The sequence below is a fragment of the Streptomyces sp. NPDC046215 genome (assembly GCF_040646215.1).
GTDB lineage: Bacteria > Actinomycetota > Actinomycetes > Streptomycetales > Streptomycetaceae > Streptomyces > Streptomyces stramineus.
Window position 1 is genome coordinate 59,355 of the sequence record NZ_JBEYZW010000029.1, and the last position, 23,799, is coordinate 83,153.

Below are 23,799 nucleotides of genomic sequence, written 5' to 3' on the forward strand. Positions count from 1 at the left end.
CCGTTCGCACGCCCCGTTGGCGAGCTGTCACCCCTCAGTCGGAGCGGAAAACGGGTCCTCGACATCCGACGACAACTATCTTGAAATCTTTTTTCGCACCGCCGTCGAGCAGCCCGAGGCACGCGGCCCCCGGCCCGGCACGCAGGAGCAGCCGGGCCGGGGGTCACGGGTCCGCTACAGGGCGCGTTCCAGACGGTCCGCCATCAGCTTGACGAACCGGGCCGGCTCCTTCGGCTGCCCGCCCTCGGCCAGTACCGCCAGGCCGTGCAGGAGTTCGGCGGTCTCGGCGAGCTCCGTACAGTCCTGGCGGTCCTTGAACGCCTGGTTGAGGCCCTTCACCAGCTGGTGGTCCGGGTTGAGCTCCAGGATCCGCTTGGCCCGGGGCACCTCCTGGCCCATCGCGCGATACATGTTCTCCAGGGCCGGGGTCAGGTCGTGCGCGTCGGAGACGACGCAGGCCGGGGAGACGGTGAGACGGGAGGACAGGCGCACTTCCTTGATGTCCTCGTCCATCTGCTCCTTCATCCAGCCGAGCAGCCCGGCGTACTCCTCGGTCTGCTTCTCCCGCTCGGCACCGGCGGTCTCCTCGTCCTCGGCGCCGAGGTCGATCTGGCCCTTGGCGACGGACCGCAGCTTCTTGCCCTCGTACTCGCCGACGGCGTCGGTCCACATCTCGTCGACGGGGTCGGTGAGCAGCAGCACCTCGATCCCGCGGTCGCGGAACGCCTCCATGTGCGGGGAGTTCTCGATGCTCTGCCGGGACTCGCCGGTCAGGTAGTAGATGTCGTCCTGGCCGTCCTTCATGCGCTCGGTGTACTGCTTGAGGGTGGTCGGCTCGGTGTCGTGGTGGGTGCTCGCGAACGAGGCGACGGCGAGGACGGCGTCGCGGTTCTCCGGGTCGGTGACCAGTCCCTCCTTCAGGACCGTGCCGAACTCCCGCCAGAACGTGGCGTAGCGCTCGTTGTCCTTGGCCATCATGTCCTTGACCGTCGACAGGACCTTCTTCGTCAGCCGTCGCCGCATCATCTCGATGTGGCGGTCCTGCTGGAGGATCTCGCGGGAGACGTTGAGCGAGAGGTCCGCCGCGTCGACGACGCCCTTGACGAAGCGGAGGTACGGCGGCAGCAGCGCCTCGCAGTCGTCCATGATGAAGACGCGCTTGACGTAGAGCTGCACGCCGCGCTTGGAGTCCCGCGTGAACAGGTCGTGGGGGGCGTGAGCGGGGAGGAACAGCAGGGACTGGTACTCGAAGGTGCCCTCTGCCTGGAGCCGGATCGTCTCCAGCGGGTCGCGCCAGTCGTGGCTGATGTGCTTGTACAGCTCGTGGTACTCGTCGTCGGACACCTCGTCGCGCGGCCGCGCCCACAGTGCCTTCATGGAGTTGAGCGTCTCGGGCTCGGGCGCCTCGCCGCCTTCGTCGCCCTCGCCGGCCGTGGCGGAGCTGTCGGGCACCATCCGGACGGGCCAGGTGATGAAGTCCGAGTACCGCTTGACGATCTCCCTGATCTTCCACGGGGAGGTGTAGTCGTGGAGCTGGTTCTCCGGGTCGGCCGGCTTGAGGTGGAGGGTGACCGAGGTGCCCTGGGGTGCGTCGTCGACCGTCTCCAGTGTGTACGTGCCCTCGCCGCGCGATGTCCAGCGGGTGCCCTGGCTCTCGCCCGCGCGCCGGGTCACCAGCGTGACCTCGTCCGCGACCATGAAGCCCGCGTAGAATCCGACGCCGAACTGGCCGATCAGCCCTTCGGTTTCGGCCCCGTTCTTGGCCTCTTGCAGCTCGTGCAGGAACTTCGCCGTGCCCGAGTTGGCGATCGTGCCGATGAGCCGGCCGACCTCGTCGTACGACATCCCGATGCCGTTGTCCCGCACGGTGAGGGTGCGGGCGTCGCTGTCGGCATCGATCTCGATGTGCAGGTCGGACACGTCGGCGTCGAGCGTGTCGTCCCACAGCTTCTCCAGGCGCAGCTTGTCCAGCGCGTCGGAGGCGTTGGAGACGAGCTCCCGCAGGAAGACATCTTTGTTCGAGTAGACCGAGTGGATCATCAGCTGGAGCAGCTGACGGGCCTCTACTTGGAACTCGTGCGTTTCACTCGGCATGTTCGCGAATACCTCACAGGTCCTGTCGCCGGAACTGGTAGGGGCTACTGTAAATCACCACGTCAGGGCAGTGTCCGGCATACCCGTCGATCGGGGCCGGCGAGTGCGCCCTCAGGGGAGGTAGCGGATCGCCTTCCAGCGCACCCGGCGGCGGTAGTGGCGGTAGGCGTCGCAGTGTTGCCGTGCTGCCGTGCTGCTGCAGGCGGCGTCGCGCGGCGTGCGCGCGGGGCGTCCGCGCCCTTCGTCAGGCCGACCCGCTTGCTGCTCCGTCGCGCGGCGTGCGCGCGGGGCGTCCCCGGCCCAAAGATCCGAGTTCGGATAGCTACGCTGGTCCGCACGTTGGAGGAGGTCGCGATCGGTATGGATGACGGGCACGGGCCCGGACGGTCTGAGCGGGAGGATCCGCTCGGGGCCGGCTGGGAGCGGTACCGGCCTGCGGTTTTCGGTGTGGCCTACCGGCTGCTGGGGAGCGTGGCCGATGCGGAGGACGTGACCCAGGATGTGTGGTTGCGGGCGGCCGGTGCGGGTCTGCGGGACGTCGGTGACCTGCGGGCTTGGCTGGTGACGGTGGCCGCGCGGCGGTCGTACGACATTCTCAAGAGTGCCCGTTTCCGTCGGGAGAGCTATGTCGGGCCGTGGCTGCCGGAGCCGCTGCTGACGGGGCCGGACGCGTCGCAGCCGGTACTCGTCGATGAGTCCGTCGGCTCGGCGATGCTGCTGATCATGGAGGAGCTGAGCCCGCCGGAGCGGGTGGCTTTCGTCCTGCACGATGTCTTCGGTCTCGAGTTCGGCAAGATCGCCGAAGTGCTGGACGTCTCCGTGCCGGGCGCCCGGCAGCACGCCTCGCGGGCGCGACGGCGGGTGGCCAAGGCGAAGCAGTCCGTGCCGCAGGCGTCGAAGGCGGAGCGCGAACGCGTCCTCGCGGCCTTCCGCGCCGCGTACGAGGCCGGGGACCTGGCCGGCCTGGTCAGGCTCCTGCACCCGGACGCCGTCTTCGTCACCGACGGTGGCGGCAAGGTTTCCGCGGCGCGCAAGCTCATCCACGGCGGCGAGCGCGTCGCCGAGGTCATGGTGCGTGTGGGGCGCCGGTGGCGTGCGGACCGCATCGCCTTCGCCGAGGTCGGCGGCGAACTCGCCCTGGTGTCCTACCGCGAAGGCCGGGTGCACTCCGTGGACACGGTCCAGATCACCGACGGTCTGATCACCGCGTACCGCAGGGTCGTCAATCCCGACAAACTCGCGCGCGTCTGAGCTGTCACACCCATGGGGGCTGCCTCGTCTCCCTGGTGAGACAGCAAACGAGCGACGAATCGAAGGAACGATGAACGACCCCCAGCGCGTCAACATCGGCAAGCAGCACCCGGCCTCCTACAAGGCCCTCATCGCCCTGTCCCAGGAGGTGGAAGAGGCCGCGGCCACGGCGGGCCTCGACCCGCTCCTGATCGAGCTGCTGAAGATCCGCGCCTCCCAGATCAACGGCTGCGCGTTCTGCCTGCGCATGCACACCCGCGACGCCCTCAAGAAGGGCGAGAACCCCGACCGGATCGCCGTACTGCCCGGATGGGAGGAGACCGGCTACTTCTCCGAGACCGAGCGCGCCGCCCTCCGCCTGACCGAGGCCGTCACCCGCGTGTCGGACGGACACGTCAGTGACGAGGACTACCACGCCGCCGCGGCCGTACTCAGCGCGGACCAGATCTCGGCGATCGCATGGCTTGCCACCCTGATGAACGCGTTCAACCGCGTCGCGATCACCAGCCGATACCCGGTCGAGAGCTGACCTCGACGGTGAGACCGACGGTGACCTCGACGCTGACACCGACGGTGAGACCGACGGTGATACGGGCCGGCGAAGCCTCCACCGTCATGCAATCGACCGCCCCGCGCCGCGCCACGCGGCGCGATCCTTAAGGAGCCCTGCCATCATGACCACGCCCGCCCCGACCGCTTCTTCCGCCGCTGCCGTCCCGCCGGTCGTCGCCATCGCCCATCACTCGGGCTTCGGCCACACGTCGGTGCTGGCGGAGGCGGTGCGCGAGGGTGCCGCCGGCACCGGGGCGACCGTCCATCTGATCAAGGTCGCCGAGATCACCGAGGAGCAGTGGGCGCTGCTCGACGCCGCCGACGCGATCGTCTTCGGCTCGCCGACCTACATGGGCACCGCCTCCGGCGCCTTCCACGTCTTCGCCGAGGCCACCTCGAAGCGCTGGGCGACCCGCGCCTGGCAGGACAAGCTGGCGGCGGGCTTCACCAACTCCGGTGCGAAGAGCGGTGACAAGCTGCACACCCTGCAGTTCTTCTCCGTGCTGGCCGCCCAGCACGGCATGCACTGGATCAACCTCGGCCTGCCGTCCGGCTGGCACTCCTCCACCGCCTCCGAGAACGACCTCAACCGCCTCGGCTTCTACCTGGGCGCCGGCGCGCAGACCGACACCGACCGGGGCCCGGACGGCGTCCACAAGGCCGACATAGCCACCGCCGAACACCTCGGCCGGCGAGTCGCCACTCAGGCCGCGGTGTACGCCGCCGGTCGCGCCGCGGTCGCCGCCTGATCCGCCCTCCCACGGATGCCGGTCACCCGTGGAAGCCCGCGCGCCGCGCTGGAGGCGCCGGGACGGCGGGTCACCGCCGAGGGTCGCTGCGGCGTGACGATCACCGCCCCTGGGAAGAGGCAAGGGATCCGTGGCCATTACAGTGATGTGATGACGCGACGATCTGTGACCAACTCCCCGGTGGCCGGCTTGCTGACGGCTGGCCTCCTGCTGTTGACCATAGGGGCCCTGCTCCCGTCCGGGTTCCTTCATGGCGCGGCGCAGGCCGCCGGAGTCGTGGCGCTCCTCATCGCCGCCGTACGCGCAGGACGTGCCGGAACCTGGCGCAGCGGCCAGTAAAACGGCCCGCTGATCGAAGGCGAGATCGTCCCGCCGGCCTGCTGCCCCGAGTACCAGGGGCGCCAGAACGAGCTGGTCACCCTGGCCGACGGCGCCCGGCTCGTCGGCGTCAGCAGGCCGCGATCTCGGACTGGCAGAAACGGCACGCGAACCACCCCGAACTCGCACTGCTCACCGGGGCGCTGCAACGGCCGGCACACCACTCCTTCGACTGACGCCCTGCCGACGCGCCCGCCGCGGTAGGCGGGCCGGGCGCGGGGACGAGCACCGCCGATGCGAGGTATGCGGATGCGATCCATGACTTCGGTTAACACCGTTGCGTTATCGCGCTGTCCCGTGGCAGGACATTCGAAGATCGTTTCGCAATCTTGACGACCCCTCGAACGTGCCTCAGCTCGGAACCTGGCACTCGACTCCTTGTTTTACGCCGACGACCTCCGGAAGATCGCCTGCTTGCCCTCAACCGCACTTGAGGTCGTACGTTCTCTGCATGACCTGCACAGCGTGCAGGCTTCGCGCCGAACGCCAGGAGGGCACCCCATGACGACCCAGCAGGTCTCCGACGCCGAACTCGCCGGACAGCCCGCCGCGTACTGGACCGGCGTCGCTTACGAGGCACTCATCGCTTACACCCGGGCCCAGCAGGCCGAAAAGGGCTACACGCAGCCCCAGTTCTGGCTGCTGCGCAACTTGTCGGCGAACGACATCTCCCCCGACGGCGAGGGGATGACCCTGCCCGAGCTGCGTGAGGCCATGGCCTCCTACATCCGCCCCGAGGACGATCTCGCAGCGGAAGCCGAGGTGCTCCTGAAGCGCGGCTGGCTGACCCGGGACGCCGACCACCGGCTGTGGCTCACCGAGGAGGGCGAACAGGCCCGCGTCAACCTCGCGCGCAACGCCCCCGCGATCCGCGCCGCCCTCCACGAGGGCATCGACGACACGGACTACGTCACCACACTGAGGGTGCTCCAGCAGCTGATCCGCAACGCCGGCGGGACGGTCGCCTGAACAGCCGCGACCACACGACACTGGCCGCAGTGGGCGACCTGCCGCTCCTTGCAGCGCGGGCAGCCCCGGCCGGAGTCGAGCAGCACCCGAGCATCGCGCCGCACATCGCCGCACTGCTGACGTTGCGACAGGACGAAGCTGTTCAGCCACCCCACCAGGTCCGCGTTTTGGACGGGCCGGTGTCTCTGCCCCCTCCGAGGGCCCTCGTGGGGCCTCGCAAACTGCGAGTCTCCGAACCCCGGGGAAGGCGCACGTATGGTGCGACGCAGGAGGCCCCCGGCCGGGGGTGGAAGGGGAGCGGTCGTCCATCTCCACCTGTTGTTCCACCCATGGGTCCAGGTGCGGAAGGCGCCGGATCAGCAGGCTTGAGGCATGACAACGACCGACTGGATCACCGACATCGCCCTCGTCCTCGTCGTCTTCCGGCAGCTGCGGGAAGGCCGACTCGACCTGAAGACCTTCCTCATCCCGCTCGGGATCGTGGCCTTCGTGGCCCACACCTACCTCGACGCCGTACCCACGGCCGGCAACGACCTCGTGCTGATCGGCGCGCTGATGGCCGTGGGCGCCGCGCTCGGTGTCGCGGGTGGCGTCTACACCCGCGTCCGTGTCGCCGGTGAGCACTTGCTGATCAAGGCGGGCGCGGTCTCCGCGGTCCTGTGGATCGCCGGCATGGGCGCCCGCATGGGCTTCCAGGTGTGGGTTCAGAACGGCGGCGCCGACGACGTCGCCCGGTTCAGCATCACGCACCACATCACCAGCGACCAGGCGTGGGTCGCGGCCTTCGTCCTGATGGCGCTCACCGAGGTCGTCACACGGCTCGCCACGATCTTCGTCCGCGGCCGGGTGGTCGCCCACCAGCAGCTCTCCGCCAGGGCGATGCGTCGCGCACCCGCCCTCGACCGTACGGTCTGACCGTGAGCTATGGTCGCGCCGTGCCCGAAGCCCAGAGCGTCCCGGATCACGGGCCGGCCCCGCACCAGGGGGTCGGCCCCCGGCCGGTTCCCGGTCAGGACCCCCGGGTCCAGCAGGCCCTGACCGTCTTCGTCATCGTCGCGGCGCTCTGGACGGTCCGGCCGTTGGGCCTGAGCGGCCGGGGGCTGGTGGTAGCCGTCCTGCTCCTGGTCAACTCCGTTGCCCTGGCCGCACGGCACCTGCCGGAAGACTGGATTCCGCCGCGCCTCGCCCTGGCCTGGCTGGCCCTGGGCATCATGGCGGCGGCGGCCCTGATAGGCGTCAGCAGCACCGGGTCCGGCTACCTGTTCGCGTACTTCCTCGTCGGTCACATCGGGGTCCGCCTCGAACCCCGGCGGTCGCTCCCCCTGGCAGCCCTGTGCAGTGTGCTGTGCGGCGGCGTCCTGTACTTCCGCCTCGGCCCCGGCCACAACCTGCTGCCGTGGACGCTGGGCCTGACCACTGGTGCTCCCGTCCTGGTCGGCATCCTCAACCGCAGCCGTCAGCGGGCCTTCGTCGCGGCCATCTCGGCGGCCGAGTCGGCGGAACGAGCGGCGCGGGCCGAGGCCAGGACCGCTGTCCTGACCGAACGGAGCCGGATCGCCCGTGACGTCCACGACGTCCTGGCCCACTCCCTGGCGGGCATCAACATGCAGTTGGAGCTGGCGGACGCGCTGATCGACACCGGCGACCTGGGCCGGGTCCGCGAGGCGAACCAGAAGGCGCACAGCATGGTCAAGGAGAGCCTGAAGCAGGCGCAGTGGACGGTGCACGCGCTGCGCGAGGACGCGCTGCCGCTTGTCGAGACCCTCACCGCGATGCTGGACACCTCCGGCCACCGCGACGCGCTCACCGTCACCGGGACCGTCCGCGAGGTCCCGTCCCGCGTGACCCAGAACCTGCTGCGGATCGCCCAGGAGTCGCTGACCAACGCGGCCCGGCACGCGCCCGGCGGCGAGGTGCGCGTGGAGCTGACGTTCGGCGCCGCGTCGACGACACTGAGCATCCGCAACGGTCCGGCGACCCGTATGGTGAGCACGGGCGCCGGCAGCGGGATGGGGCTGATCGGCATGCGCGAGCGGGTCGCCCTGCTGGAAGGGACGATCACCGCAGGCCCGGTCACCGAAGGACCGGACGCGGGCGGATGGCAGGTGGAAGCAGTGATTCCGGGATGAGCGAGTCCACGCAGGGCGTACGGCGCTTGAAGGTGGTCGTGGCCGACGACCAGGCGGCGGTGCGCGAGCCGCTGGCCACGGTCCTCGGCCTGTCCGAGGACATCGAAGTCGTCGCGGCGGCGGCCGACGGGACCGAGGTGCTCGCGGCGGTGGCGGCGGGGCCCGTGGACGTGGTCCTGATGGATCTGCGCATGCCCGTCATGGACGGCACCGAGGCGACCCGGCGGCTGACGGAGGAGCACCCTGAGGTGGCGGTGGTCGTGCTGACCACCTTCGCCGACGACGACTCGATCCTGGCCGCGCTGAGCGCCGGAGCGCGGGGCTACCTGACCAAGAACGCGGGGCGTCAGGACATCGCCCGCGCGATCCGCGCCGCTGCCGCGGGACAGTCCGTCCTCGACCGCGAGGTGCAGGACCGGCTCCTCGCCACCGTCCGTACGAAGCGCCCGGCGCCCGCGCAGCCACTGCCCGGGGACATGACGCCTCGCGAACGCGAGGTGCTGACCCTGATCGGCCGGGGCCTTCCGAACCGGGCGATCGCCGAGGAGCTGTTCATCAGCGAGGCCACGGTCAAGACGCACATCAACAACCTGTTCGCCAAGGCGAACATTAAGGACCGAGCCGACGCCGTCCGCCGGGCCATCGCGACGGGCCTCGCCTGAGCCATCCGCCCGGCGGCTGCGGAGTCAGCCGGGGGGGCGACCCCGGGATGTGCCCCGCCACCTGCAGGACAACACCGACGACCAGCCGGAGCCGTCCCCGCCGCGACGAGCGCGCCCGCCCCCACGGCACCGGCAAGACGTGCCGGAAAGGCTGCCGCCCGGGCTGGGCACGGGGAACGCGTCGAGCTGCTGGTGCAGCTCGGGGTGGTGGCGGGGACGGGGCTGCCGAGTCTGCGGCTGCCCCGGGTGGTCAGCTGAGACGCGAGTGGTCGGCCAAGAGCTGAGCGGGACCGGCCTCGCCCGGTGCGGCAGCAGAGCCCCGGTGCGGCGGCAGGGCCCCGGTGCGGCGGCACGGCCCCGGTGCGGCGGCACGGCCCCGGTGCGGCGGCACGGCCCCGGTACGGCAGCAGAGCCCCAACGCGGCAGCAGGGCCCGGACCGCGCGTCGCGGTCCGGGCCCTGCCCCGTGCGGTGCCGCTCTGCGGCGGCGGTGCGTCAGCTCTGTGCGGTGTCGTCGCCCGTCTGCCCGGCGCCCTCAGCTGCGGCTGCCTTCTCGCGCATCTTGCGCACCAGTTCCGCCTTCTGGTCGGCTGCGCCCTGACGGTCGAGGTTACGGTGCGGACCGTTGTTCTGCCGTTCGGCGCGGGACAGCTTCTTGCGCTGACCGCCGCCCATGCCCACGGGGTTGTTGATGTTCTTGCTCACGGTCACGGGTTCTCCCGGTAATGATGCGAAGTGATCTACGGATTCATCGGTGGGGGACGGGCGGCGACGTCGAAGGACGTCAGCAGGGGCCCGTCACGCTCTCACTCGTAAATCGGCGTCTGGAAGAACATGACAAAGACGATACCCGGTTCCGTCAGCCCCTCATGCCAGTCTTTTCGCCGCCAGCACGGCTACAGGGCGACGTACTCACAGACCTTCCCGGACCGTGAGCCACTCCCGGGCGGCTTTCCACTGGGCGGGGCTGTCCTCACCCTGGCCGGTCTCGCCGTAGACGCGGCCGTCGGCGTCGACCTTCTCCGGGTTGCGGCCCCGGTAGATCACCAGGGCCGTCCGGCGGGCCCGCTATCCGGTGGGCGGCGGGGCCCGGGGTGTCGTACCATCGAAGAGTTGCTGTGCCGAGCTGTCGGCGGCAGTGACCGGATTTTCTGTTTCTTCTGCGTCGATCTTGAGGTGACGACTTATTAACCAGGCCATGTAGCCGTCCGTGTTCCCCACGTGCTGTTGTGTCGCACGTGTCCGGGGGCGGACGTCGCGCTGGCCTGAGTTGCGTCACCCTTCCCCGCAGTTCTCTTTCCCGGGTGCAGCTCTGCCGTCTGCCCCGGGTTTCGCGTTTTCCGGCCCCGGTGCGGCTGTCGGCAGGGCTCCCCCGATCCCTTGGATCAGGAGTTTCCCGTCGTGTCTTCCTCCGCGCTCGACAACGAGCCGAAGCACACCACCCAGCCCCCGAACCACCCCACACCCGGTCTGTCGAAGATGGGCCTGGCGGCCTGGATCGCCCTCTTGGTGCTCCTGGGCGCCGAGCTGATGGACATGATCGACCAGTCGGTCGTCCTGACCGCCCTGCCCGCGATCCAGGAGTCCACCGGCGCGGGACCGGACACGGTGCAGTGGCTGACCACCGGCTATTCACTGCCCATCGCCGTCGGGCTGATCACCGGCGGACGCCTCGGCGACCTCTACGGCCGGCGCAGGATCCTGCTCATCGGCACCGTCGTGTTCACCACGGCCTCGCTGCTGTGCGGCCTCGCTGCCGGGCCGGGCGTGCTGATCGCCGCCCGCGGGCTCCAGGGCGTGGGAGTGGCCGTGATGATCCCGCAGATCCTGGCCACCCTCCATGTCACCTTCGAAGGGCAGAACCGCAGCAAGGTGTTCGGTCTGTACGGGGCCGTCATGTCGCTCGCCAACGTCCTGGGCCCGGTGATGGGCGGCCTGCTCACCGAGGCCGACCTGTTCGGGCTGACCTGGCGGCCGATCTTCCTGGTCAACGTGCCCGTCGGCCTCGCCGTGATCCTCCTGGGACGCCGGTTCATCCCCGAGTCGACGGCCAAGAAGGCCGACCGGCTCGACCTGACCGGCATGCTGCTGTCCGCGCTGGCCATCGTCCTGATCATCTTCCCGCTCACCGAGGGGCACCTTCACCACTGGCCGCTGTGGTGCTTCGCCCTGCTCGCCGCCGGCCTCCTCGCGCTCGGTGTCTTCCTGCGCCACCAGCAGCGCAAGCAGCACAACGCACCCCTCGTGCCCCTGTCTCTCTTTCGGGGCAGGCAGTTCTCCGGCGGCATGGCCGCGCAGCTGATGCACGGCCTGCTGTGCGGGCTGTTCTTCATGACCTGGACCCTCTACCTCCAGCGCGGCCTGGGCATGAGCCCCTTCCACGCGGCCCTGGCCTTCGTGCTGCTCTCCGTCGGGGAGCTGGGCGGTGCGACGGTCGTGACGAGGAGCGGCGGCCGTTTCGCCCGTCGGCTGCCGCAGGTCGGAGCTCTCATCACGCTCGCCTCGATGGCCGGCTACGGGCTCCAGATCGAGGCAGGTCAGGGGGGTCTGACCCTGCTGGCGATGGCCGCTCCGGTGGTTCTGATCGGCTTCGGTCTCGGCATGGTCGGCGGCCCGCTCGCCGACATGTCGCTGGCCCGGGTTCCGCACGAGGACGCCGGAGCCGCCTCGGGCCTGTTCAACACCGCCATCCACCTGGGCATCGCCCTCGGCACCGCGCTGACCGCCCTGGTGTTCTTCGCCACCACCGGCGGCTCATCCGACGCCGGACTCAACCGCGACGCGTTCATCAGCGTGCTGTGGTGGGTCGGCGGCCTCCTCGCCCTGATGTGGGCCCTGATGTTCTGCCTGCCGAAGCAAGCCGACAACCAGGCCGACTGAGCCACCCCAGGCCCCGGCGACGACGTCGGCCGGGGCCTGGGCCTTCAGCCTTCCTCGCCTTCGCCGTCTACGCCGTCTCGGCGTCATCGGTGCCATCGGTGCCATCGGTGCCATCGGTGCCATCGGTGCCATCGGTGCCATCGGTGCCATCGGGGTTATGGAAGGGGCACAGGCCCCGGCCCGGGCCGATGGCGATGATGTTGAACGGGTAGCGGCCCAGAGGACGCCTACGGGCGGTTCGAGCTGTATATGAGTTCCCACCGCAGCCTCGCCGCCGCCACGGCGACGGTGCCCGGGCCCCGAACCTCACCCGACGGGAAACGTCGTCCCGCTCCGTGCCCTGCAGCCGGCACCGGACGCCGTCATCCCGGCCCCGCCGCCCGGCGAGCTGGCCGAGTGGGCCGCGTGGCTGGAGGAGCGCATTGACCCGGATTGGCGGCCGGGTGAATGGGATGCCGGGACGCTCTTATGCCAACCGAGGCAGGGCGGCCGGACAGAACCTGCGGCAGGTCTTGCAGCGGGCCTGCATCCACACCTGCCGCCCGTCACCGCGCAGGCGTACGCGGCCGGGGGCTCCGCAGGATTCGCAGGTGTGCTCGGAGGCGGTCTCGGCGGCGTCGGTCGGGGCGGTGGCCTGGTCGGCGAACTCGCCGTCGAATTCCCCGTCCTCGCAGCGGTCGGCGACGGTGATCCGCAGGCCGCCGAACTTCACCGCGAAGGACTCGATGCGGTAGCCGGAATCGAGGGCGAGAAGATCACGGTGGAGCCGGTCGAGCAGGGCCGCCCAGCCGGGCCCTGCGGTGCCGGCCCAGGCGGGGATCTGCCGGTTCTGGGGGGGGTGGGAACGCTGCGGGAGTCGTCCATGTGCTCATCATGGCGGCGGGGTATGACAGCGGGCCGTGCTGCCCGCGCCGGTGCCTGGGCGTGATCGGGGAGGGGCGAGCCAGGCACCCTGGAGGGGGTGCCTGGCTCCTGTCGGTCAGGCGGCGATCTGCTGGAGGACGGTTGTGTTGGCCTTCACGTCGTGGCCCAGGGTCATCCTGTGCCGGGGCAACCTGCCGAGGAGGTCGAGCAGGGGCCCAGTGCCGGGGGTTTTGTCCGGGAGGAGGCCGAAGACGTCGGGGTAGCGGTCCTCGCTGCCGACGGTGAAGAAGTCGGACTCTTGCACGGTGCGGCCCTCGTCGAGAAGGGCAGGTTCGGCGTCGGGGGTGATCCGGGGGAACAGGATGTGGGCGGCGTCTCCTTCGGTGGCCAGGGTCAGGCCGAACCAGGTGTCGAGCTGATCGGGGAAGAACTGGGGCTTGAGTTCCTTGCCGGACTCCTGCCACAGGGGTGTGCGGCTGCCGGAGTGGAGGGCGTTGGTGACCTTCTGGTGCTGGGTGGGATGGAGCTGTTCGCCGCGCTGTACGCGTTCGCGGACCTGGTCGTACCAGCCGAGGGCGTCGAGGAGGCCGAGGCCGAGGGCGGCGGCTGAGGGCCAGGGCAGGACCCGCAGCCGGTCGCCGTCGGGGCGGATGAAGACGCGGTCGTTGGCCAGCATCTGCCAGCCGGCCCGGGCCAGCAGGAGGGCGGTGGTGGTCTTCCCGGCGCCCTTGTCGCCCAGCGTCAGCACGGCCTGCCCGTCGCGGACGACGGCGGAGGCGTGCAAGATCGACCAGCCGTCGGCCAGCAGCTGGCCGCGGACGACCTCGCGGGCGAGGCGGGCGGCGGCCAGGGCGACGGGGACGTCCTCGCCGCCGTAAATGTGCAGGTGCCCGCCGGGCTCGATCCGGTAGACGAGCTTGTCGTCGGGCTGGGATGCGGCCACGGTGCCGTCGTCCTCCCGGGCGACGAGCATGCTCGTGTTCGCGTAGACGGTCTCCTCGTGCGCGTGGTCGGCCACACGCTGGGCGATCTCGGTGACGCAGTCGGGGTTGACGTCGGCGATCACCTGCGGGCCGTCGTCGGCGGTGGTGCTGGTGGCGTTCCACCAGGGGCCGAAGTAGCGAAGTGCCCAGTCGGTGATCACCGGGCTGTTGCTGGTGACGGTCGCGGCCTGGGCGGCTGTGGCGATGCGGGTAGCGGTCCTGGTCACTGCGGTCTTCTCCTTCCATGAGGGACAAGCGGGGGCATAGAGGCGGGCCAGCGGCTCGTAGGCGTCGCGGAGTTCGGCGCTCCCGGCAACCAGTTGCCGGGCCTCGGCGGCGTCCAGTCGGGGGAGGCATACAGTCGGGGTTCCGGCCGTGAAGCGCAACGGGATTCCCATCCACCGGCCCTCGTGGTTGACGGACAGCTCTACCACCGTGTCGGCCAGGCCGAGCCCGGCGCGGAGGGCGGTGATCACGGCCCCGGCGGGGCCGCAGCGGGTGCGGCCGAGACCTGCGTTGATCCGGCCCGGGCGGGCGGACAGCTCGTCGCGGACCTGCCGGACCGGCACCGGCACGGGCAGGCCGCCCGCGCGGGTGGCCGACGCGCACAGCACCGCCTGGTCACCGTGTTCGCCGATCACGTGGCCCTCGACGGCCTCCACTGGCACGTCGAGGAGGCGGGCGAGGGTGATCCGGTAGCGGGCGGTGTCCGTGTTCGAGCCGACCCCGTACACACGGGGGCAGCCGGAGACCTCGGCGAAGAGGCGGGCCATGACGTCGACGGGGTTGGTCACCATGACCACGAGCCCCTGGTAGTGGGCCAGCGTGGTCGCCAGGGAGGCGATGGCAGGGGCGTTCGCGTGCAGCCCGGCCATCCGCACGTTGGTGCGGGCGGTGTTGGTGAAGTCGGCCCTTGGGCAGACCACCACCGCCGCGCAGGAGAGGAGCTGTCCCGCATCGATGACGTGAACTGGCTGGACGGGGGAGCCGATGACCTGGCACATGTCCTCCAGATCGGTCACCAGAGCCTGGGCCGAGAGGCCCGAGCGGGAGACGACGCGGACGGACTCGCACCAGCCGCCGGCCGCCAGCAGCATGGCCACACCCTGGCCGACGGCTCCGGCACCGATCACCCCGATCGCGCCGGTCTTCGCCGCCGTCACCGGTTCGCCGTCTTCACGACGTCGGCTAGCGCGAGCCGCCACACCGCCCGCGGGTCCGTCCCGGCGACCAGACCGGCGGTCGTGTTCTCCAGCAGGCCGCACACGGCCTCCGCCCGGGCGGAGAGCTTTCCGGCGTGCTCAGGCAAGGGCAGGTCGGGCGGGCAGGTCAGGTAGGTGCTGAAGATATTGGTGGTGTCCATCAGCCACAGCGCCACCAGGTGCCGCAGCCACTCGGCCCGCTCGTCCGGCCCGAGGTCGGCCGTGAGGGCGTCGGCGAACTCCTCGATCCCGGTCGCCATCGTGTCGGCCGACACTAGGTCCGGGGAGGAGGCGATCAGGCCGAGCACGGTCCGGGAGATCAGCTTGGCCGCATCCGTCTGAGGCCGTCCCCGGCCCAGCCCCGGGTCGAGGAAGACCGGCCGCCCGTCGGCACCGTCGGGGAAGACCACGTGGTCCGGCTTGAGGTCGCCGTAGACCACCGGCCGGTACCCGGCCGCCGGAGCGGGCCGAACCCGGCGGAGCCGGAGGACCACCGTGCCCAGCACCTCCCCGGCCTGTCCGGTTTTGCGCAGGTAGGTGGGTCCGCTAATGCCGTTGAACTTGCGGTCGAAGGTCGAGCCGATACCCCGCTCCGTGATGGCCGCCCCATCAACGGCCCGGGCGACAAAGGGCTGCTGGAGCCCCGTGAGCTCGACCACCGCGCGGGTCATCAGCTCGCCGGCCTGTTGCGGGTCCTTGGCCAGCAGGTCGGCCAGCGTCGGCCCGACCACGGGCTCGGTGAACAGCACCCCGCCCTGGAGGCCGGCCACCGGGCAGGCCCGGGCTCCGGCTTCCTTCAGAATGGCCAGACCCCTGGCCTCCCGCTCCAGCAGAGCCCCCGGCGAGCCCTGATAGGCAGCCTGGGCGGCCCGGACCTGGGCCCAGTCCCCGGCCGTGCCTCGCAGCACCGACACCAGCGACAGGCCCAGCAACGACAGCTTCGCGTACAGCGGGCGGCCGTCCACGGTCAAGCGGCGGACGTAGGCAGTCACGCTCGGCATGTGCTGGCCGAACCGCACGCTATGGCCCGGCCACAGCTCGGCGGCGGCCTGCTTGATCCTCTCGTCCGCGTAGGCGAAGACCTCAGCAGCGGCGATGACACCGGAACTGGCAGTCATCACCAGCCTCCCGTCGCCCTGGTCACTACATCCGGCACAGACAGGGCGGCCGACGCGTGCCCGGGGTGGTCGAGGCCGTGGTGGACGACGGCGGCCAGGTTGCCGGCCGCGGCAATGGTGCCCAGAGCCCAGATCCAGCCGAGCATGGGCCCCAGCCAGTCACTGCGGGCCGTCCTGCCGCCGGTCGTACGGCATGTGTACGTCACCGTCGTCTCCTTCTCGTCCCAGGAATTGGAGGCAGCGGGTCGCCGGCATGGCGAGGAGACAGTGGTGAACGCCGAGGGCCCGCTGCCGTTTCATCCGCCCACGCAGGTCGGGCGGTGAGCTTCAGTGAATGGCCGTACGGAGAGGGTGAGGAGGGGCCAGGATGTAGGGCAGCTGTAGGCCCGTGTAGGCCAGGAGGCGACGGCATCGTGCCGACCAAACAGGAGCTTGCTGAACTCATCCGACACGCGTGCGAGAAACGCGGCTGGGGCCCCACCAAGCTCGCCCGGGAAGTCAGCGTCGCTGCCGGGAAGCCCCCGGGCACGATCGAGCGCCAGTACGCCCGCCGGTGGCTGAAGGGCGAGCGGGCACCGACGCACTGGCTCCCGTACGTCGTGCAAGTCCTCGACTTGGACTTCGAACCCTCCGGCGAGATCGAAAACGCCGGTTCCAATGCAGGGACCACCGATACCGTGGCTTCAGTCATCCAGCTGGGGAGGCGAGACGTGCACCGCCGGAACTTCCTGGCCGCCACGAGCGGTTACGCCCTGAGCGCCCTCGCGCTGCCCGATCTCGACAGCATCACCCGCCGCACCAAGACCGCCTCAGCAGGGGCTGTCCGCGTCGGCGCCGGGGAGGTCGCCGCCGTCAGGCAGATGGTCAAGGCCCTCGGCGACGCCGCAGCCGAACTTGGTGGCGGACACGCCCGTCACCTGGCCGTGCGCTACCTCACCGACGATGTCGCCCCCTGGCTCAACGGCAAGTACACCGAGGTCGTTGGCCGCGACTTGTTCGCCGCCACCTCCCAGCTCGTCCATCTCGCCGGCTGGATGGCCCAGGACGAAGGGAATGATCCCGAGCACCAGGGCCGGGCCCAGCAATACTACGCGCACGCATACCGCCTCGCCGCCGAAGCCCGCGACCCCGAACTGTCCGCCACCGCTCTGCGTGGCCTAGCCGTCCAGGCCATCGACCTCGGCTTCCGGGCCGAGGCCGTCCAGCTTGGTGAAGCGTGCGTTCGCTACGGCAAGGACCTCAATAACGCGCGGGCGGTGGCTTACTACGAGGCCACCCTGGCCAACGCAGCAGCCCAGGACGACGACCGCAGGACGGCCACCCGCCACCTTGCCTTGTCCGAGCACGCCATCGGCCGTTCTCCCACCACGGCCGGCGAGTCCTGGGCCGCCCACTACTCCCCCGGCCGGTGGGCCCACGAATCCGGAATGATCCTCACCCGCCTCGGCGACCTCGACGCCGCCGAGGAACACCTCCGTCTCGCTCTCGAAATCCACGGTCTCGACCGCCGCCGCACCCGCGCTATCGTCCTCGCCGACCTCGGCAGCGTGCGGCTTCGTAAAGGCGATCTCGACGGAGCTCTTACCACCTGGAGCGAATTCGTCGACTGCGCAGACGGCATTCACTCCGTCAAAGTCCGCAGAGCAACGCAGGACATGCGGGCCCGACTCAACCGATTCTCTGGCCTCCCCGAGGCAGAACACCTGCGGCAGAAATCAGGCCGAATCCTCAACTGAATCCTTCATGGAATTAGTTAACGCAATCGCGGTACTTCAACAGCAGCGTGATTACGCGCGCGCTCAATCCGAACTGGAAGGTGTCACGCGTCAACGAATAGGCGAAGTCCATGACGCCTTTCAGAAGATCGAACTTGAGGGACCAGAAGAGATCATTGAGAAGGCGGCACGTCTCCGAATGGCCGCCAGAAACACCTTGGCCCAACTTGACCTGGAGGTACCAGCTCGACACGGACGGCAGCGCCTGGAAGAGATCGCCCGTCAAGAGCGGGGCCTCACACCTGAGCACCTGGCGCTAGAAGCCCTTCGAGGATTGGAGAAGGCTGCATCGAGAGGAGAACCTTCAGTTGAGGAAGCTTGCGCGGCACTGCAGGCAGTTCGGGATACCGACCTCCTTGCCGCCGATGAGGCTAGGGCTACCGTGCTGTACAGCAGTCGACCACGACCTGGCCTCGACCTCGAACGCTTTCTAACATATGGAAACTGGCCGGAGATTGTGGAAGCGCGAGCCGAATTCGTCATAGCAGCGCGGGCGCAACCTTGACGGCCTTCCGTGGAAGCGGAGTTACGAAATGAATTAAAAACTTCCGGGTTGGGAGCCAGCGGCACATCGCCGAGGCGATCATTCTCTATCTGTTCGTCTCGATTCTTTAAGAAATCATCCCTCCAAGTGGCTTGTGAGGGTTGAAATCCACTGTCTGCGGCCGGGTGTTACACTCCGGCGGCCGCATCTCCAGATACTTGATCGCGGTGCGCGGCCGTTCCATGTCATCCTGAAGTGCCCGACGTCGAGGCTACAAGTGCGCCAATGCAGCCCCCGGACTCGTCTGGTCGCGTGGCCGTACACGTGGAACGCGGTCAAGTCGCCCCCGTCCAGCAGATGGTCAGCTCAGGACAACTTGACTAAGGTGGCTACCCGTTACCTGCCCTCTCCGAGAAGGCCATCAGCCGCTCCGTCTCCACGGCCGGCGGATCCTGGGCCGCCTACGACTCGCCTGGCCCACGGGTCCGCGGGTCTGATTGATCCTTACCCGCCTCGGCGGCGTCCGCCTCCGACAAGGCGGCTTCGACGGCGACCTGGGGCGACTTCTTGGGCTGTGCTGACGGGATTCGATCCTTCAAGGTACAGATTGCCACCAGGGATAGGCGCGTCCGATTAAGTCGTTTTAAAGCGCGTCCGAAGCAGTAAATTAGCAGTGGAGGGCTACTCGACTCCTTGAGTAGCCCTCCACGTCAACCTTCCCTATTTTCCCTTACCCTCATCCCCTGTAGGGCCAGTCGAGTCAGGCGCCTCTAGCGCATAAGAATATACGGCGCCTCTTTCCAGTACACGCTCATCCCCGCTACCGGAGATCACTCCGACTACTGTGATGGGGAAACCCTTTCTCAGGGCAGTCAAGGCATCTCGGTATTGCTTTTCATCTACCGCGATCCGAATTTCGGAACGCTCCTCGTAAAGCGCAGTCCGGATTGCTACGAAGTGCGGCATCTCGCGCGGTCCGGAAGTGCGGCCACTCCTGATACCAACAGATGCAACGTACCCCGAAACCTCTGACGCCACGGAGACTTCTGACACTGGAACACTCCGCTCAACCGCTAGCCGACGGAGTCCTTCCATCGAAATCTCCATGTCTGCCTGCACTTGACTTAGCATCTCAAAGTCAAAGGTCATCGCTGTCTGGGGAGGTTCGATTCCTAGGGGCGTCTGCGAATCCCATCGGAATGACAGGTCAAAGGAGGTGAACTCAAGAGAGTCGGCAAGCCCTGCAATCTTGTCACGCAGTGCCGACTCAAGTTGCCACCGGCTACCGGGCGGGCCTTCCCTGTGAGGAGTACCTGGGCCCCCGCCTTCGAGGGCAAGGTGGACATCGTGAAGGGCAGCAGCCAGGTTCTCCATGACTCGACGCCCAAATGCCCCCTGTGCACCGGTGCATCTCGCCGCAGAGAGGATCGGGAAGATGAAACTCCCCTGCTCTGTATGCCCCAACCGTACGCCGCGTTGTAGATACGAATTCACAACCTCGCCCCTAGGGCCGTGAAAAGATCGCTGGGGGTTAGAGGTGTAGAGGGCGGCAAACTTGATCATATCGAGACCTGCTTGCAGTATTTTTGTTGCTCGCATCAGACCTACGGAGCCCCCCGCCCCCGCTTCGTTGATGCGAATCAAAAGCACATCCCAACCATGTTGGGTAATCCTTGCCATCAGCCCTTGGGCGTCGCAATCATAGAACTCCGCCAAATCGGCCAGGAACTCGGCGAAGCGACGCTCAAACTTGCGGATATTGCGACTCAAGGGAAGCAGGTAAGGAGATGCATCCTCTTCCGGATTGCTAGAGGAGACGGGATCGCTCCAGTATTCTAGAAGTCCATCCTGGCGCTCCAGAAGAACCCAGTCTTGGGATTCCAGATAGCTTGAGACCTGAGACGGGCTGAGCGACGGGACAAGCTCATAGAAGTCGCTGACATCGAAATTGTTCACTGCCCACCTCCGTCGCTTAGGATCTTCATCAAGCTTCTGATGTATTCAGTGGTAAATTCGTTTTCGCGCGGGAGGCGCACTGTGCCGTAACGCTGCCCCGCTGCCAGGGCGGGCCACCCGTCGGGGTCGGACCAGAGCATGATGCCATCAAGCCGCAGGCTCTTCGGCTCTGTTTTGAATTGCGGAATATCCGTGCCGGGAGGCAGGATCAAGACCACAAGCCTCATCGGCACCACACCTACCGCACGCAACTCTTCATACTGGTCCGCAGGTAGGCGGATCGAGAAGTCCCCATTGACGTACTGACGCACCGTATGCCGACTACTGCTGGCTTTGAGCTGGACATCGAACCGGCATCGTCTGACCCGGCGGGGGCCTGAAGCGATCACGGTGACGTCAAGGCAGTCATAGTCGAGCTCCGGGCTGCTCAGGTAGCAGCCTGCGCTGTTGGCCAGCAGAGCGAGGGCATGGTAACTCGCTCGCTCCTTGTGAGCGTCCGCAGGGATGCCCCCTCGGCGGAAGACCTCTTCACTCACCCTCAGGTACCCGCCCCCACAGCGCCTCTGCGTGCCACCCCCCGGTAACGCGGTCTTCGCGCGGAGGCAGTCTAGCTCTGTCCCAGCCCGGGGAACACTCGAACATCCCTGTCCCGACTGTGACCTTCATGACTCTCTCTGGGGCAAGGCCTCCTTCTGCAGCGGACAACTTGCCTTACGTGTCAGAACGTCACTCAAGCCTCTGAACTGCATAAATACTTGACAGCCCTAGATAACCAGGGCCCCGGTCACGAGGATCCCGGCATGAGGTCGAAGGGTGCTGGAGGGTGGTTCTCCCAGATCCGGTGGGAGTTCTGTTCGGGGTAGGGCACGGTCGTGGATTCGGTGTCCAGGACGCGGGTGAGCTGCCGGCCGGGGTGGTAGGCGGCCCATCCCGCGTCGCCGGTGGTCGCGAAGCGGACCCATGCCTTCTGGAGTTCCTGGGACACCGCGATGGCTTCAGGGGTGGGCCGGTGGCCGATGAGACCTCTGCCGACGGGGCTGTCCAGTGTGCCGAACACCAGGGGGACGTCGAGGCTGTGGCAGGCACCCAGAGCCCCGCCGGAGGCCGGGGAGGTCCAACTGAGCTCGAAGAGGAACGAAGTGCCGCCTGCCGCGGCGTTCGCCTGGGCCAGGTGCAGTGAGGGCATCCGGAAGAGGGCATCGGAGTACACCGCTTCCACCATGTCCTCCGGGGTGGCCCGCGGGTGGGCGGCGCGGTAGGCGTCCGCGCCGCCCGGTGCCGGGGCGAACAGGTCCAGGGCTGTACGGGCGTCCTCGTCGGTGAAGGTGCCCAGCCGTCCGCTCATGACGCTGAACAGCCGGAATTCGTCGCGTGTATGACCGACGAGGAGTTCGATGCCGCTCGCACGGCCGCTGATCAGTGCGTGCCAGGGCGGCTCGGTGAGGACCTCGCCGTCAACGACGGGGCATATGGCGACCCCGGTCCGGGCGAGCCGCCCCCAGTTCTCGCCGTAGCCGTCCAGGTCGGCGCTGAGGGAGGTGAGCTCCTCGGCCAGGCGCCGGGGTGTGACGGTGGCGAGGGCCGTTGCGGTGGGCGCCGTGCCGAGCCGGGCCGCGAGCTCTGCGGTGACCTGGCGGGCCAGTGCACGCGTGCAGTAGGTGCCCGGCACCGAGTGGGTGATGGCCCGCCGGAAGAGGCCGCGTGCCGGCTTCATCGTCAGCAAGGCGGCGATCGACCCCGCCCCGGCGGACTGTCCCGCCACGGTGACGTGGTCGGGGTCTCCTCCGAAGGAGGCGATGTTCCGCCGTACCCAGTGCAGTGCCGCGATCTGGTCGAGGAATCCGCGGTTGGGCGGGGCGCCTTCGAGGAGGGCGAAGCCCTCGGCTCCCAGCCGGTAGTTGATGCTTACCACGACCAGCCCCGCCCTGGTCAGCGCGGCCGGGTCGTACGTCGGATCGCTCGACGCCCCCGCGATGTAGGCGCCGCCGTGGATCCACACCAGCACCGGCAGCCCCGCCGCGCCCGGGTCCGGGGTGCTCACGTTGAGCGTCAGCCAGTCCGTGCCCTCAGCCGGACTCGCGCCGGTCGGGCCGGATTGCGGCGCACCAGGGCCGAACTCCGCCGCCTGCCTCGTCCCTTCCCAGGGGTGGGACGAGGCTGGGGCGGCGAACCGGAGCGCTCCTACCGGCGGCTGGGCGTAGGGGATGCCGCGGAATACCGCCTGCCCCTGCCGCCGACGGCCCTCCACCACCCCTTCCGCAGTACGCACCCGAGGCTGTTCGCGCATGTCGCTTCCTCTCTCCGGAAGCTTCCAGCGTTACCAGCCAACTGTATTATGTCAATCGTAAGAAAAAGAGATGGAGGAACCGTGCCGAAACAGGTGGACCACCGCGAACGCCGCGAGACGATCGCCCGGGCACTGTGGCGGGTCGTGGAGCGGCGCGGTGTCGCGCATCTGACGCTGCGCGAGGTCGCGCAGGAGGCCGGCATCTCCCACGGGGCACTACAGCACTACTTCACCTCCCGAGGGGCGATGCTCGCCTTCGCCATGGACTTCGCCGCCGAGCAGACCTCGCTGCGCGTCGGCCGGGGCATGCGTGAGCTCGGCGACCGGCCGCACCCCCGCGACGTGCTCCGGCTGATGCTCATCGAGACACTCCCCCTGCATGCCGATGCGCGGGCGGCCAGCCGGATGAGCGCCGCCTACGTCCTGGAGGCACTGCACGACAAGGACGTCCACGCGCGGGCTCGCGACGGGATGCTGCAAGGCCGGGCCCTCGTCGAGCAGCTGGTCCGCCAGGCGATCGCCGACGGACACATTCCCGCCGACCGGGACCCGGCGAACGAGACCAATCTGCTCCTGGCCCTCACGGGCTTCACTCCCCTCATCGAACTGGGCGTGATCGAGCCCCAGGACGCGCTCACCGCCATCGACGAGCACCTGAACAGGCTGTTCACCGGGGACGACAGGGACGCGTCGAGATGACGCCGACCAGCCGGCGGGGGATCCGTCTGCCCAGGTGGTGAGCTGTCCGGCGTAGGCGCGGTCGGTGATGACCTGGACGAGCTGGGGATGCGTGAGCGGGCTGGGGATGCGTGAGCCGCAGGTGCCGGAGGAGTTCGCAGGGCGGCGTTGTGGTCGCTCATGCCCGCGAGTGTCACCGGGTTCGTCATTGGTAGGCCCTGGGTGTCCACGGTGATGTGTCGTGAGCAGTTGGACCCGCAATGCCGTTCAGGGCTGGTCAGTGCGGGGGTGAACGGACCCTGGGATGAGGGTGCTTGCAACGCTTCATATACAGTGATCCGCTGTTATTCCGTATCCCATGGGTCTGTGTGATCCGAAATCTGGAGTGGTAGTCATGAGCCGACGTATACCCGCGCTCGCCGCCTCCGCGGCCCTTGCCGGAGGTCTCCTGTTCACGGCCGTTCCTGCGCACGCCGCGACCACCGGCGGCGCCGAAGCGGTAACGGCCCGAGCCGCGGTTACCTGCAACATGACGAAGCTGCGCAAGGAGATCCAGGATCTCACCGACTTGGCCAACAAGAACAAGCGACTCGGTAACCACGACATCGCCAAGAAGAAGTTCGCCGAGGCCGCAGCGAAGAAGAAGAAGCTCGAGTCGTGCATCAAGGCTGACAAGGACAGCAAGGGCCCCTTCTAACTGGTCATTTCAGAATGCGGTTCTGAGTCGTCGTAAGCAGATGACGCCGCAGGCAAGTTGGAGCAGGGCCAGGTGGAGGTCGGCGCGTATCT

23 protein-coding genes are annotated in these 23,799 nt (G+C 68.5%); 13 read left to right on the forward strand and 10 right to left on the reverse strand.

Features of this window, described 5'->3' with window-relative positions; all coding sequences use genetic code 11:
- Positions 1 to 174 precede the first annotated feature (174 nt).
- The gene (gene htpG / locus ABZ951_RS15425; RefSeq protein WP_344088285.1) at positions 175 to 2,094 is read right to left on the reverse strand and encodes a molecular chaperone HtpG; all 1,920 of its coding nucleotides are present in this window, start codon (positions 2,092 to 2,094) and stop codon (positions 175 to 177) included.
- A gap of 360 nt (positions 2,095 to 2,454) precedes the next feature.
- On the opposite strand from htpG, the gene sigJ reads away from it, so the two are divergent.
- The 8 genes from sigJ to ABZ951_RS15465 all read left to right on the forward strand — a co-directional run bounded on the left by sigJ (position 2,455) and on the right by ABZ951_RS15465 (position 8,784).
- Positions 2,455 to 3,345: an RNA polymerase sigma factor SigJ gene (gene sigJ / locus ABZ951_RS15430; protein ID WP_344088288.1), complete on the forward strand. Its 891-nt coding sequence runs from the start codon at positions 2,455 to 2,457 to the stop codon at positions 3,343 to 3,345.
- 70 nt (positions 3,346 to 3,415) lie between these two features.
- The gene (locus tag ABZ951_RS15435; RefSeq protein WP_344088291.1) at positions 3,416 to 3,874 is read left to right on the forward strand and encodes a carboxymuconolactone decarboxylase family protein; all 459 of its coding nucleotides are present in this window, start codon (positions 3,416 to 3,418) and stop codon (positions 3,872 to 3,874) included.
- A 145-nt stretch (positions 3,875 to 4,019) separates the two neighbouring features.
- On the forward strand, positions 4,020 to 4,646 hold the full coding sequence (locus ABZ951_RS15440) for a flavodoxin family protein (RefSeq protein ID WP_344088294.1): 627 nt from the start codon (positions 4,020 to 4,022) through the stop codon (positions 4,644 to 4,646).
- 150 nt (positions 4,647 to 4,796) lie between these two features.
- Positions 4,797 to 4,985, forward strand: a complete 189-nt coding sequence (locus tag ABZ951_RS15445) for a hypothetical protein (protein WP_344088297.1) — start codon at positions 4,797 to 4,799, stop codon at positions 4,983 to 4,985.
- Between the two features lie 540 nt (positions 4,986 to 5,525).
- Positions 5,526 to 5,993 carry a MarR family winged helix-turn-helix transcriptional regulator gene (locus ABZ951_RS15450; protein ID WP_344088300.1) on the forward strand — a complete coding sequence of 156 codons (468 nt, stop codon included), beginning with the start codon at positions 5,526 to 5,528 and terminating at the stop codon, positions 5,991 to 5,993.
- 372 nt (positions 5,994 to 6,365) lie between these two features.
- The gene (locus ABZ951_RS15455) at positions 6,366 to 6,908 is read left to right on the forward strand and encodes a hypothetical protein (RefSeq protein ID WP_344088303.1); all 543 of its coding nucleotides are present in this window, start codon (positions 6,366 to 6,368) and stop codon (positions 6,906 to 6,908) included.
- A 119-nt stretch (positions 6,909 to 7,027) separates the two neighbouring features.
- Positions 7,028 to 8,122: a histidine kinase gene (locus ABZ951_RS15460; RefSeq protein WP_344088375.1), complete on the forward strand. Its 1,095-nt coding sequence runs from the start codon at positions 7,028 to 7,030 to the stop codon at positions 8,120 to 8,122.
- Positions 8,119 to 8,784, forward strand: a complete 666-nt coding sequence (locus ABZ951_RS15465) for a response regulator transcription factor (RefSeq protein WP_344088306.1) — start codon at positions 8,119 to 8,121, stop codon at positions 8,782 to 8,784. The genes ABZ951_RS15460 and ABZ951_RS15465 overlap by 4 nt, the downstream gene beginning before the upstream one ends.
- A gap of 494 nt (positions 8,785 to 9,278) precedes the next feature.
- Here the strand turns inward: ABZ951_RS15465 and ABZ951_RS15470 are convergent, their stop codons facing one another.
- Positions 9,279 to 9,494 carry a DUF6243 family protein gene (locus ABZ951_RS15470; protein WP_344088309.1) on the reverse strand — a complete coding sequence of 72 codons (216 nt, stop codon included), beginning with the start codon at positions 9,492 to 9,494 and terminating at the stop codon, positions 9,279 to 9,281.
- Between the two features lie 201 nt (positions 9,495 to 9,695).
- The gene (locus ABZ951_RS15475) at positions 9,696 to 9,830 is read right to left on the reverse strand and encodes a hypothetical protein (RefSeq protein ID WP_344088312.1); all 135 of its coding nucleotides are present in this window, start codon (positions 9,828 to 9,830) and stop codon (positions 9,696 to 9,698) included.
- A gap of 354 nt (positions 9,831 to 10,184) precedes the next feature.
- Here ABZ951_RS15475 and ABZ951_RS15480 point away from each other — a divergent pair, with 354 nt between their 5' ends.
- Positions 10,185 to 11,663: an MFS transporter gene (locus ABZ951_RS15480; protein WP_344088315.1), complete on the forward strand. Its 1,479-nt coding sequence runs from the start codon at positions 10,185 to 10,187 to the stop codon at positions 11,661 to 11,663.
- 466 nt (positions 11,664 to 12,129) lie between these two features.
- Here ABZ951_RS15480 and ABZ951_RS15485 read toward each other — a convergent pair whose 3' ends face one another.
- The 4 genes from ABZ951_RS15485 to ABZ951_RS15500 all read right to left on the reverse strand — a co-directional run bounded on the left by ABZ951_RS15485 (position 12,130) and on the right by ABZ951_RS15500 (position 16,036).
- Positions 12,130 to 12,375, reverse strand: coding sequence for a hypothetical protein (locus ABZ951_RS15485; RefSeq protein WP_344088318.1), 246 nt, complete (start codon positions 12,373 to 12,375; stop codon positions 12,130 to 12,132).
- Positions 12,376 to 12,642: 267 nt separating this feature from the next.
- A complete protein-coding gene (locus ABZ951_RS15490; RefSeq protein ID WP_344088321.1) occupies positions 12,643 to 14,673 on the reverse strand; it encodes a hypothetical protein in 2,031 nt (676 codons plus the stop codon).
- On the reverse strand, positions 14,670 to 15,830 hold the full coding sequence (locus ABZ951_RS15495; RefSeq protein ID WP_344088324.1) for a hypothetical protein: 1,161 nt from the start codon (positions 15,828 to 15,830) through the stop codon (positions 14,670 to 14,672). Before ABZ951_RS15495 ends, ABZ951_RS15490 begins: the two co-directional genes overlap by 4 nt.
- Complete coding sequence (locus ABZ951_RS15500) at positions 15,830 to 16,036, reverse strand: hypothetical protein (RefSeq protein WP_344088327.1); 207 nt, start codon at positions 16,034 to 16,036, stop codon at positions 15,830 to 15,832. The genes ABZ951_RS15495 and ABZ951_RS15500 overlap by 1 nt, the downstream gene beginning before the upstream one ends.
- 207 nt (positions 16,037 to 16,243) lie before the next feature.
- On the opposite strand from ABZ951_RS15500, the gene ABZ951_RS15505 reads away from it, so the two are divergent.
- Positions 16,244 to 17,566 (forward strand): tetratricopeptide repeat protein, encoded by a 1,323-nt coding sequence (locus tag ABZ951_RS15505; RefSeq protein WP_344088330.1) that lies wholly within the window; start codon positions 16,244 to 16,246, stop codon positions 17,564 to 17,566.
- Positions 17,567 to 17,573: 7 nt separating this feature from the next.
- Positions 17,574 to 18,110, forward strand: a complete 537-nt coding sequence (locus tag ABZ951_RS15510; protein ID WP_344088333.1) for a hypothetical protein — start codon at positions 17,574 to 17,576, stop codon at positions 18,108 to 18,110.
- A 699-nt stretch (positions 18,111 to 18,809) separates the two neighbouring features.
- On the opposite strand, the gene ABZ951_RS15515 is transcribed toward ABZ951_RS15510, so the two are convergent.
- From ABZ951_RS15515 to ABZ951_RS15525, 3 genes are all read right to left on the reverse strand, one after another.
- Positions 18,810 to 20,045 (reverse strand): hypothetical protein, encoded by a 1,236-nt coding sequence (locus ABZ951_RS15515; protein ID WP_344088336.1) that lies wholly within the window; start codon positions 20,043 to 20,045, stop codon positions 18,810 to 18,812.
- Entirely contained in the window at positions 20,042 to 20,581 is a 540-nt protein-coding gene (locus tag ABZ951_RS15520; RefSeq protein ID WP_344088339.1) for a DUF4365 domain-containing protein, read from the reverse strand. The genes ABZ951_RS15515 and ABZ951_RS15520 overlap by 4 nt, the downstream gene beginning before the upstream one ends.
- A gap of 248 nt (positions 20,582 to 20,829) precedes the next feature.
- Positions 20,830 to 22,332, reverse strand: coding sequence for a carboxylesterase family protein (locus tag ABZ951_RS15525; protein ID WP_344088342.1), 1,503 nt, complete (start codon positions 22,330 to 22,332; stop codon positions 20,830 to 20,832).
- A gap of 81 nt (positions 22,333 to 22,413) precedes the next feature.
- Here ABZ951_RS15525 and ABZ951_RS15530 point away from each other — a divergent pair, with 81 nt between their 5' ends.
- Together ABZ951_RS15530 and ABZ951_RS15535 are read left to right on the forward strand one after the other, a co-directional pair.
- The gene (locus ABZ951_RS15530) at positions 22,414 to 23,031 is read left to right on the forward strand and encodes a TetR family transcriptional regulator C-terminal domain-containing protein (protein WP_344088345.1); all 618 of its coding nucleotides are present in this window, start codon (positions 22,414 to 22,416) and stop codon (positions 23,029 to 23,031) included.
- A gap of 373 nt (positions 23,032 to 23,404) precedes the next feature.
- Complete coding sequence (locus tag ABZ951_RS15535; RefSeq protein ID WP_344088348.1) at positions 23,405 to 23,707, forward strand: hypothetical protein; 303 nt, start codon at positions 23,405 to 23,407, stop codon at positions 23,705 to 23,707.
- Positions 23,708 to 23,799: the final 92 nt, after the last annotated feature.